Source organism: Microvirga calopogonii, from assembly GCF_003347665.1.
Taxonomy (GTDB): domain Bacteria; phylum Pseudomonadota; class Alphaproteobacteria; order Rhizobiales; family Beijerinckiaceae; genus Microvirga; species Microvirga calopogonii.
The window spans coordinates 1-9118 of sequence record NZ_QDGA01000154.1 but is presented as its reverse complement, the minus strand read 5'-3'; the positions used below and the strand labels follow the sequence as shown (position 1 = coordinate 9118).

Below are 9118 nucleotides of genomic sequence, written 5' to 3'. Positions count from 1 at the left end.
GGTGACGAGGTGCTGGCCTGCGAGGGCAGCGGTGTCCTGCCCTATGTTCCCAAGACGCTGACCTCCGGCAACACCAAGCGCGGTCTCTTCACCGGGCAGGACTTCATCTACGACGCCGAGCAGGACCACTACACCTGCCCGGCGGGCCAGCACCTGACCAAGGGCAAGGTGCGTTCAGATCGCCGGGACAATATCGATCATTACCGGAATCTGACCGCCTGTTCGAGCTGTGCCCTCAAGCCCCGCTGCACGCCGGACACGCACAAGCGGGTAAAAGCGCTGGCAGCATGAGGATGTGCTTGACCGGATGCAGGCTCGGCTGGAGCGGATGCCGGAGGCCATGACGATCAGGCGGCAGACGGTGGAGCATCCGTTCGGGACCATCAAGGCCTGGATGGGCAGCACGCACTTCCTGATGAAGACCTTGGAGAAGGTCAAAACCGAGATGAGCCTGCACGTGCTGGCCTACAACCTGAAGCGGATAATCAGCATCCTCGGTGTCCAGCCGCTGCTGAAGGCTCTCGAAGCCTGACGCCACACGCCCGCCCATGCGCACCATCACGGTACCCGCAAACCAGCGCTCGTCATCCGCACGTCAGCAACCGCGTTTTCACACGGCCTCGGGCAGGATCCGACGTCGTGCTGACAGTCCCCACGGCACCGTCAATTTATCGGAGAAGGACGCATCTATCCTGGGTATAGGTCTGAATCAGGCGGCACTCGCAATACCGGTCACCTCGGCCCAAACCTGAAAGGCCCGAGCACGATCCCGGCGATAATCAGCGGCGTTGGTGTTTGCGGAACGGTGGAAGAGGTTAGCCACCTGATCATGGACTGAGAGAAATCGCTGCACCTGCCCGGCTGATTTGAAGCGCTTCATGATCCGCTCCCGCCGTCGGATCGGCTGATGACTGTTCTCCGCCCGGTTGTTTAATCCTTTATGCTGGCGGTGTTCGACGCCGGGCATCACTGCGCGCTTGGCAGCGCCATAGCTGGCCAGTTTATCAGTGATCATCACCCGTGGAGCGATACCTTGCTTCTTGAGCAGCTTCCGCAGCAGACGCTTGGCTGCTTTGGCATTGCGCCGGCTCTGGACCAGGATGTCGAGTACGACCCCGTGCTGATCTACGGCTCGCCAAAGCCAATGCTGCCGGCCTGCGATATTGATCGCAACCTCGTCGAGATGCCATTTATCTCCGGCTGCTGGAACGCGCCTGCGGATCTGCTTGGCGAAATTCTGGCCGAACTTCAGCGCCCATCGGCGGACGGTCTCGTAGGAGACGAGGATGCCGCGCTCGAGCAGCATCTCCTCAACCAGCCGCAGGCTCAGCGGGAACCGGAAGTACAACCAGACTGCATGAGCGATGATCTGAGGCGGAAAGCGATGGCGTTTGTAGCTGACGGACTTGCTCATGTCAGCCAGTCTACCCGTCTCGCGGTCATGCCTGAGTTAACGTGACAGCACCCAGCCAGCATCTCCTCGACCATCCGGAAGCTGAGCGGGAACCAGAAGTAGAGCTAGACGGCATGGCTGATCACTTCAGCCGGAAAGCGGTGACGAGCATAGCAAGGGTGATGGGTCGAGTTCATCCCTCACGTATGCCTCTATCCGGTCACCTGCTGGTTAACCTAACGGTGCCGCTCGAGGTCATCGTATTTCTCAGCGGTCCAGAGGCCATGCACGTCGCGTCGATAGACTTTCACTGAGATGACCTCCGGCTCCACGAGCATGATGACTTGGATGTCGTCATGCGCCTGATACTCATCGATCTTGTCCTTTAGGTCTATGGCCAAGGTACTGGGTGAGGACACCTCCACGACAACCGTGGGCCGTGCCGCTTCCTTCGCCGACGGATCAGGCGGGCCGCAATCGACGACGACATCCGGGTAACGGACCCCGCATTGGCCGGTTCTGACCGCCGTATCGCTCGATGTTGTGCGGCAAAGCTTCATCTTGGCCGACGGGGCCAGCGCTACCACGGCATTGGTCGTCGCTACATTGTGGCTCTGACCGCTCCTCGCGATCATGCGAACAGGCACGCCGTCTACGAGTTCATGTGGCTCTGATGTGTCTCGATCCAATCGAAGAACTCGTCAGCAGTCACAGAACACCTCCAGCGTTGCGGTCGCGACTCCCTTATACCACCATCAAAAGAGCGAAATTCACGCCGTGCTTAGGAACGGGGCTAGGGAGTGTCTCGAACCGTGGAAGCCGCTAAACAGAGGCTTATCAGGCGACAGTGGCTCAAGGATCCACGGTCAGGTAAGCAGCCACCAGCTCGGCGAAATCACCGAACGTCAATTCGTCGGGCTCCAATCCACGATCCGCGCAGATCGCTCCCAATTGAGACCGAAAGACCTCAAACTCCTCGGCGATCTTTCGGCCACCTGGGATTTTCCTGTCCCGGCTTTGGGTTCGAAGCCAGGTCGCGACCTGCTCGATGCACTTCCCCGGATCGGCCCCATGGGCGTGGATGTCCGCGCCGGCGATATCGGAGATGAACCTCTGATAGCGGTATTGCTCCCGGTCGAGCACGAGAGCCCGCTTGGATCGCTGATCCTTGTTGCCGTAGCGCTTTGCCCCAAAGAACAGGCCGAGCTCCAGGGGCATGTTAAACCGAGGCAGTGGAGGGTCACCATCGACCTCCGTCCGCGAAATGTCGTGGATGCCGTACCGGCATTCCTCGATGATCGTCTGGATCTTGGCGAGCCGGTTCTCCGATGAGTCGTCCTCTTCCAGGGCACATCGCGGGCTGAACCCGGAGCGCAGGACCGTGAACACGATCGCCCAGAAGACCGGCTTATAGGTGGAGTCAAACGGGCAGTTGATGAAAACGTCCCGAGCCGAGGTTGAGGCAGGCATTAACGACGGGCGGTCGATTTATCGCTTAGGGCCAATCCGGTCCGTTGGATCGTCTCGCGAATTTGCTTGGCCGTGAAATGGGTCGGCTTGGCTTTGGCGCGGAGCACAACGACACCATCGCTGGTCTTCCCGGCGATCTTAGGATTGCCCACGCGGCCGGGCTTGGCCAAGGGTCCCGATTTGGTCGTGTGCTTCTTCGTCATAGTACTCATATTGAGACCCGACCTGCTCCCTTCAAGCTCCCCTGCTCGAGCCGGGAGAGGAATCATTGTAACCTTTAGCAGCCTTATGGACAAGCTGAAGGCCCGGCAGTTTAGGCGCTCTGATCACTTCGCACTTTGGCCCCTAGCGACGACGATTTCGTCCTCGATGTGCCCTGCCCTAAGAGCCTCAAGCGGGGAAAGCCCGTCGAGGGCATCATCCGGAACCAAGCGCCATTCGAGCCTCATCCAGTCATCTCGGAGCGGCATGTCGGCTAAAGCTTCAGCGAGACTTGGTACGATTTCGTCTGGCCCAAACTGGCAGGCCGGATATCCGTAGCCTTCCCCTGATTTTACGGCGATGATCGTTCCGGCCTCGCGCCGCTCATCAACCAACTGCTCGGAGATATTGAGGTGGGGGGCGACCTCGGGGAGCGTGTAGAGCCTGCCCGCCATCTCAATCAGCTCGCGCTTGCGCCTCTCACTAGCCGCGATGAGCTCCTGTGTTTCGGGTACCATTTCGTCTTCCTTGGAATGCGCCCGGATTTCGTCAGAGTTACGATGTCATCACGAAGAATGGCTCTGATATCGGCCGGTGTCTCATCCATCGACAAAACTCGCCGTGGATCCTCTCTGCGGAGCGCCCGGCTGACATCTACCGCCGGCGGATTGGCCTCTGCATAAGCGACAGCCAGATCCAGATGGTGTTCCTGGATAGTGGGGTAAGCCGCCAATATGCGCTCGCGCGGGATCCCTGCCTTCACAGACGCTGCCAGATCATAGACCGGGACGCGGGTTCCCTTGATGACCGGTATGCCCACAGGATTTCGGGATCCGAGACAATCGCGTCTTCCGCCATTCCATTGCCCTTTATTCGCCCGGGGCTTCTACGCTCAGCGTTGTAGGCTGCCCCTATACCTCAGACGATCGCCAGTTTCTGGATCAAGAGTAGACGCCAGATCGTACCGCCTCTAGATACGCCAAAACCTGATCTGCCTTACCCTCCTGAACGAGGTCATAGGCTGTCTTTCCGGCCCAGCCCGGAATTGGCTGCTGCTTGGACCAGATTGCGGCGCGCTGTCGATCGCCCGCCATTTCTTGAGCCATCGTCAGGATTCGGAGCGTCACATTATTCATCACAAGCCACTCCCAACAACCTTTCCTGGCAACACTATATGCCAAGGCCTAAACCTATACGATCCCCAAGCCCAGTAGCGCCGCCGGCCAGTCAGCTCCCTCGGCAGCGCTCCCCCGCTGCAGTAGCATCAGATCCACGGCCTTAGGAGTTACCTTCAGGACCTTGACGCCTAGCGGCACTGTCACCAATGGGCGCGACAGGAACAGGCCCACGGGCTCGGGCAGCTTGGAATTGCTGCGTCACTTGTCTGCTACCGAGTTCAGCCCGTATGGCTGATCAGTGGGTCACTTCCATCCCACAGCGGCCTCATGGAGTTCTTGAAGATCTTCTCTCCCGGTTGGCACCCCGGCCTTAATGGAATGCTCTGGAGCAGTGCAGGTGCGATCTTCGGAGGCCTTTAATCGCTCGGCTTCGATCCCGTAAGCGCCGAAATTTACCTCCATCCGTGTACAGTGCCGAAAGGTCCGCTCACACTCGACAGGAAAGTATCATGAAAAGAATCGTGTTGCCGTTAATTGCTTTGGGGTTCGGCGGGCCCGTGTGGGCACAAGATAATCAAGCTGGCATGATCCCAATCGTCAGCACAAAATACGGCGAGAAGATTTGTGGTTACAAAGTAAACCTTGAAAAGCTAGCAGATCACATTGAGCGAGTGTCAGGCAACCCTGTGGTCTCTGCTTTCACAGATCCTGATCTGCCAGAGATGATGGATCGAATGTGGAAGCAATATAATGAGATTGGCAAGGCGAAAGCTTGCTCTGGGATACTCAAGGAGTATGGGCCTCGAGGCACCGTGGCTCGGGGGATCGTTAGTGGCAGCAGCCGCTGATCCAATATCAATCGATATCAAGCCGGCCGAGAAGGCATAGGAGCATTCCCATTGGAAAAAGTCATATCGAGTCGATTGTCTACTCACGCGCTGTAGGTCGTCTGTCATGGTTTCTGAGGAGACCGTAACTTTCTCGAGATGAGGCTAGTGCATTGACGCATTCTGAAGATTCACAGGTGAGCAGAGGCGTGCGAGTCTCGGCGTATGGCTCAGACCACCTGCGTGATCCTCACACCCGATGATCGTGAGCGCCTGAGCGCGATCATCAGCGACCGCAGCCGCCCTCTCAAGCACATCCAGAGGGCGCGTATTATCCTCCACTCTGGTGAGCGCCTCTCGGTCCAGGAGGTCGCTCGCCGTACCGGGGTCAGCCGCCCTGCGGTCTGGCGCTGGCAGCAGCGCTTTGCAGAAGCCGGAGGGGACGGCCTGCTGCGGGACAAGACCCGTCCGCCAGGCAAAGCCCCGCTCTCCCCCGGGACCGTCGCCAAGGTCCTGGCGGTCACCGGCTCGGAGCCACCCGGCGAGGCGACGCACTGGGCCGGGCGCGCCGTGGCCGAGATCGCGGGCATCTCCCTGCGGGCGGTGCAGCGGATTTGGGAGACACACCGTCTCCAGCCGCATCGGGTGCGTACTTTCAAGCGCTCGACCGATCCCGCCTTTGCCGAGAAGGTCGAGGACATCGTCGGTCTTTATATGAGCCGGCCGGCGCATGCGTTGGTTCTGTCCATTGATGAGAAGAGCCAGATCCAAGCGCTGAGCCGCACGCGACCCGGCACCCTCGTGAGGCCGGGCCACCCCGCGACCATGACACACGATTATGAGCGGCACGGGACAACGACCTTGTTTGCCGCCCTCAATGTTCTGGATGGCACCGTGCTGGGACGCTGCATGCAGCGCCACCGCCATCAGGAGTTCATCCGGTTCCTGAACACGCTCGAGGCGAATGTGCCCACCGGCAAGGTGATCCACGTCATCCTCGACAACGACGCGGCTCACAAGCCCCCGAAGGGTCGGACTTGGCTTGCCCGTCATCCGCGTTGGGTCTTTCACTTCACCCCGACCTCCGCCTCCTGGCTCAATGCGGTTGAGACGTTCTTCTCGGCGTTGACACGACGACGGCTGAGGCGCGGCGGCTTCAACTCATTGGTCGATCTGCAGATGGCGATCAACCGCTACATCGCCGAGCACAATGACAGACCGCGTCCTTTCGTGTGGACCAAAACAGCCGAAGCCATTCTCGCTAAGCTCAACAGTCTGCCGGAACCTTCCGAATGAGTCAGTGCACTAGAGGCGCCCTCTGCGCTCGTACTCTCGCCTGAGGTCATCAAGCTTCCGGGTCAGTCCTTCGATGGCCCGTGTGACATCCCGAACATCATCATGGGTAATTGAGCCTGTTTGGTCAGGAGGAGACAAGGATCGACCAAAAAAGGCTTGGTGTGCCGCTTCATTTCACATGTTGACGATAAACGAGGAAAGAGAATGACCTAAGATCTCGCGTGTACGACGTCAAGACCACGAGCAAACGCCATCTTGTATTGAATCGGTCGTATCGTCGAATGACTTTCGAACAGCTTCTGCGCGACTGCATTTTTCCAGTTATCGGGTGATAAATAGATCGGCGCAGAGGGGGCAAGATCGTCACCCGGAAGGTTTCCGCGACGGATCAATGAGAGCTGACATTGCCTTCTGCCGGTAGCACTCAACGACAGCTGTTCATGGGTTCGGTTCGATAGGGTGATGGGTGGTGTGCCACGTTCGCCCTAGCCGCCGAGACCAAGCTGGCGGTGAGAAGTCTCGGTGTCACTGCTCGTGCCCGCCGCTTGGGCTGAGTGAGTCGAACCACGCGGCATAGGGCGTGTTCTTGACCAAACGCCTGTTGTAGTCAGGCGAGCCATCGGTCCACCACACCGGGCCGCGCTCGCCCAAGTTGCGTTTCGCAGCATCAACCCGAGCACGGGCTCCGGCCATAGCCTCAGGGTCGTCTCTGGCGCTGCGCACAGCCCGACGCGCTGCCATCAGCTCCTGAACAAGGGCATCACGCGTCTTGGGATCCAGCCCAGGATTGCTCAGCCGCCAAAGCCGGCCACGAACCACGAAGTAGCGACCATCAGGTGTGCGGGTGCGCATCAGACATGGAGACGTCCAGACAGCGAGAGGTCCATTGGGAGACACAATGGGCAACTCACCAAGGGGATAAGGCGATCCCACTGGTTTCACGACCAGCTGAGAGGAGGCTGGTACGGACCCTCTGGAATCACCGGGTTCTTAGATCCGGGTGGCTTCTCCCGCGATGCCTCGGTTCAGGAAGGAGCGGTACGCTGGATTGTCGCTCTCGTCCCAGTACGGGTATCCAAGCTCTTCCAGACTGCGCTTGAGCTGCGCGCGCTCCGCGGTGGGAACCTGGATACCGGCCAGCACCCGCCCGTAATCGGCACCGTGATTGCGGTAGTGGAACAGGGAGATGTTCCAGCTCCCGGACAGCCCGTTGAGGAACTTCAGGAGGGCGCCGGGCCGCTCCGGGAACTGGAAGCGGAAGATCAGCTCGTCCTGAAGGCCGGGCGCGTGTCCGCCGACCATGTAGCGTACGTGCAGCTTGGCCATCTCGTTGTCGCTCAGGTCGAGCACGGCATAGCCCTGCTCCCGCAGCATGGCGATGATCTGCTGCTTTTCCAGGTCGCCTTCCGAGAGTTGCACGCCGACGAAGATCTGCGCCGCCTGAGGATCCGAGTAGCGGTAGTTGAACTCGGTGATCGAGCGCTTGCCCAGCAGCTGGATAAAGCGACGGTAGCTGCCGGGCTGTTCGGGAATGGCCACTGCCAAGAGAGCCTCGCGGTGCTCGCCGAGCTCAGCCCGTTCGGCGATGTGCCGAAGCCGGTCGAAGTTCATGTTGGCGCCGCTGTTGATCGCCACCAGCCCCTCCGGCCGCGATCCCTCGCGTTCCACGTACTTCTTCAGTCCCGCCAGGCTGACGGCGCCCGACGGCTCGGCAATCGCTCGGGTGTCCTCGAAGATGTCTTTGACCGCCGCGCAGATCTCATCGGTGCTGACGGTGATCACCCCGTCGAGCAGCTCGCGGCACAGGCGAAAGGTCTCCTCCCCGGCCTGACGCACCGCCACGCCATCGGCAAACAGTCCAACCTGATTCAGGATGATGCGCTCACCGGCGGCCAGGGCGGCCGCCATGCTGGCCGCGTCCTCCGGCTCGACGCCGATCACCTTGACCTCGGGCCGCAGGAACTTGGTGTAGACCGCCACGCCCGCAGCCAAGCCCCCTCCCCCGATCGGCACGAACACCGCCTCGAGCGGATCGGGATGCTGGCGCAGGATCTCCATGCCCACCGTGCCCTGCCCGGCAATCACGGCGGGATCGTCATAGGGATGGATGAAGGTGAGGCCCTTCTCCGCCTCAAGCTGCCGCGCATGGGAATAGGCTTCGTCAAAACTCTCGCCGTGCAGGACCACGCGACCGCCCTGCCCTTTCACGGCTTGAACCTTGATCGTCGGAGTGGTGCGCGGCATCACGATCATGGCCTTGGCGCCAAGCTTCTTGGCTGCAACGGCCACGCCCTGGGCGTGATTGCCGGCGGACGCGCAGATCACTCCCCGCTCGAGGGCCTCGCGTGGGAGACCTGCCATCTTGGCATAGGCGCCACGCAGCTTGAACGAGAACACCGGCTGGAGATCCTCGCGCTTGAGCCGAACAGGACTACCCAAGCGCTGGGACAGGCGCGGCATCGCATCAAGCGGGCTTTCAATCGCGACGTCATAAACCGGAGCGGAGAGGATCCTGCGGATATAGTCCTGCACGTCAGCGCGGCCCTTTCGTTCAGCAAGGCAGCTCACAGGCCGCCTCGGGATCCTGATACACTCTCAACCAGGGCATGGCATCAGGTTGAAACAGCTACTGTGCCTGTGCTGCTCGGGGCACCACGTTGTGGAGCGTCTGGTCGGCAGTGTCGAAGAACCTGCGGATGTTGCGCGCGGCCTGGCGGATGCGCTGCTCGTTCTCCACGAGGGCGATGCGCACATACTCGTCGCCGTGCTCGCCGAAGCCAATACCCGGCGCCACCGCCACGTCGGCCTTTTCC

Annotated in this window: 11 protein-coding genes and 4 pseudogenes; 3 read left to right on the top strand and 12 right to left on the bottom strand. The window is 60.4% G+C overall.

Translation table 11 applies throughout. From position 1 onward, the window contains the following. Positions 1-532: pseudogene (locus DDF70_RS34105) on the top strand (transposase); the annotation flags it as partial. Positions 533-709: 177 nt separating this feature from the next. On the opposite strand, the gene DDF70_RS34100 reads toward DDF70_RS34105, so the two are convergent. The 9 genes and pseudogenes from DDF70_RS34100 to DDF70_RS38505 form a co-directional block, all read right to left on the bottom strand. Continuing rightward, positions 710-1414, bottom strand: a complete 705-nt coding sequence (locus DDF70_RS34100; protein WP_114948996.1) for an IS6 family transposase — start codon at positions 1412-1414, stop codon at positions 710-712. 53 nt (positions 1415-1467) lie between these two features. Continuing rightward, positions 1468-1590, bottom strand: a pseudogene (locus DDF70_RS39425) (IS6 family transposase); the annotation flags it as partial. Between the two features lie 39 nt (positions 1591-1629). Further along, the gene (locus tag DDF70_RS34095) at positions 1630-2082 is read right to left on the bottom strand and encodes a Uma2 family endonuclease (RefSeq protein WP_114948995.1); all 453 of its coding nucleotides are present in this window, start codon (positions 2080-2082) and stop codon (positions 1630-1632) included. 163 nt (positions 2083-2245) lie between these two features. Then, entirely contained in the window at positions 2246-2863 is a 618-nt protein-coding gene (locus tag DDF70_RS34090) for a hypothetical protein (RefSeq protein WP_114948994.1), read from the bottom strand. Beyond that, the gene (locus tag DDF70_RS34085; RefSeq protein ID WP_114948993.1) at positions 2863-3066 is read right to left on the bottom strand and encodes a hypothetical protein; all 204 of its coding nucleotides are present in this window, start codon (positions 3064-3066) and stop codon (positions 2863-2865) included. Before DDF70_RS34085 ends, DDF70_RS34090 begins: the two co-directional genes overlap by 1 nt. Positions 3067-3189: 123 nt before the next feature. Further along, positions 3190-3582, bottom strand: a complete 393-nt coding sequence (locus DDF70_RS34080) for a hypothetical protein (RefSeq protein WP_162820876.1) — start codon at positions 3580-3582, stop codon at positions 3190-3192. Next, on the bottom strand, positions 3525-3884 hold the full coding sequence (locus DDF70_RS34075; protein WP_114948991.1) for a DUF433 domain-containing protein: 360 nt from the start codon (positions 3882-3884) through the stop codon (positions 3525-3527). The genes DDF70_RS34080 and DDF70_RS34075 overlap by 58 nt, the downstream gene beginning before the upstream one ends. Positions 3885-4005: 121 nt before the next feature. Then, a pseudogene (locus DDF70_RS34070) lies at positions 4006-4185 on the bottom strand (MbcA/ParS/Xre antitoxin family protein); the annotation flags it as partial. Between the two features lie 69 nt (positions 4186-4254). Continuing rightward, positions 4255-4380, bottom strand: a complete 126-nt coding sequence (locus DDF70_RS38505) for a hypothetical protein (protein ID WP_245435762.1) — start codon at positions 4378-4380, stop codon at positions 4255-4257. A gap of 311 nt (positions 4381-4691) precedes the next feature. Between DDF70_RS38505 and DDF70_RS34060 the strand changes: the two genes are divergently transcribed. After that, positions 4692-5030 carry a hypothetical protein gene (locus DDF70_RS34060; RefSeq protein WP_114948990.1) on the top strand — a complete coding sequence of 113 codons (339 nt, stop codon included), beginning with the start codon at positions 4692-4694 and terminating at the stop codon, positions 5028-5030. Positions 5031-5234: 204 nt separating this feature from the next. Beyond that, positions 5235-6305, top strand: coding sequence for an IS630 family transposase (locus DDF70_RS34055; protein WP_114948989.1), 1071 nt, complete (start codon positions 5235-5237; stop codon positions 6303-6305). A gap of 525 nt (positions 6306-6830) precedes the next feature. Here DDF70_RS34055 and DDF70_RS34050 read toward each other — a convergent pair. The 3 genes and pseudogenes from DDF70_RS34050 to DDF70_RS34040 all read right to left on the bottom strand — a co-directional run. Next, on the bottom strand, positions 6831-7157 hold the full coding sequence (locus tag DDF70_RS34050) for a hypothetical protein (protein ID WP_114948988.1): 327 nt from the start codon (positions 7155-7157) through the stop codon (positions 6831-6833). Between the two features lie 138 nt (positions 7158-7295). Beyond that, the gene (gene ilvA / locus DDF70_RS34045) at positions 7296-8837 is read right to left on the bottom strand and encodes a threonine ammonia-lyase, biosynthetic (protein ID WP_114948997.1); all 1542 of its coding nucleotides are present in this window, start codon (positions 8835-8837) and stop codon (positions 7296-7298) included. Positions 8838-8931: 94 nt separating this feature from the next. Then, positions 8932-9118 (bottom strand): annotated as a pseudogene (locus tag DDF70_RS34040) (aminotransferase); the annotation flags it as partial.

Excerpts from the sequence above, each read along its gene's own strand:
- DDF70_RS34055 (WP_114948989.1), top strand. The coding sequence starts at position 5,235 with ATGGCTCAGACCACCTGCGTGATCCTCACACCCGATGATCGTGAGCGC.
- DDF70_RS34090 (WP_114948994.1), bottom strand. The coding sequence starts at position 2,863 with ATGCCTGCCTCAACCTCGGCTCGGGACGTTTTCATCAACTGCCCGTTT.
- DDF70_RS34080 (WP_162820876.1), bottom strand. The coding sequence starts at position 3,582 with ATGGTACCCGAAACACAGGAGCTCATCGCGGCTAGTGAGAGGCGCAAG.
- DDF70_RS34050 (WP_114948988.1), bottom strand. The coding sequence starts at position 7,157 with ATGCGCACCCGCACACCTGATGGTCGCTACTTCGTGGTTCGTGGCCGG.
- DDF70_RS34060 (WP_114948990.1), top strand. The coding sequence starts at position 4,692 with ATGAAAAGAATCGTGTTGCCGTTAATTGCTTTGGGGTTCGGCGGGCCC.
- DDF70_RS34085 (WP_114948993.1), bottom strand. The coding sequence starts at position 3,066 with ATGACGAAGAAGCACACGACCAAATCGGGACCCTTGGCCAAGCCCGGC.
- DDF70_RS34100 (WP_114948996.1), bottom strand. The coding sequence starts at position 1,414 with ATGAGCAAGTCCGTCAGCTACAAACGCCATCGCTTTCCGCCTCAGATC.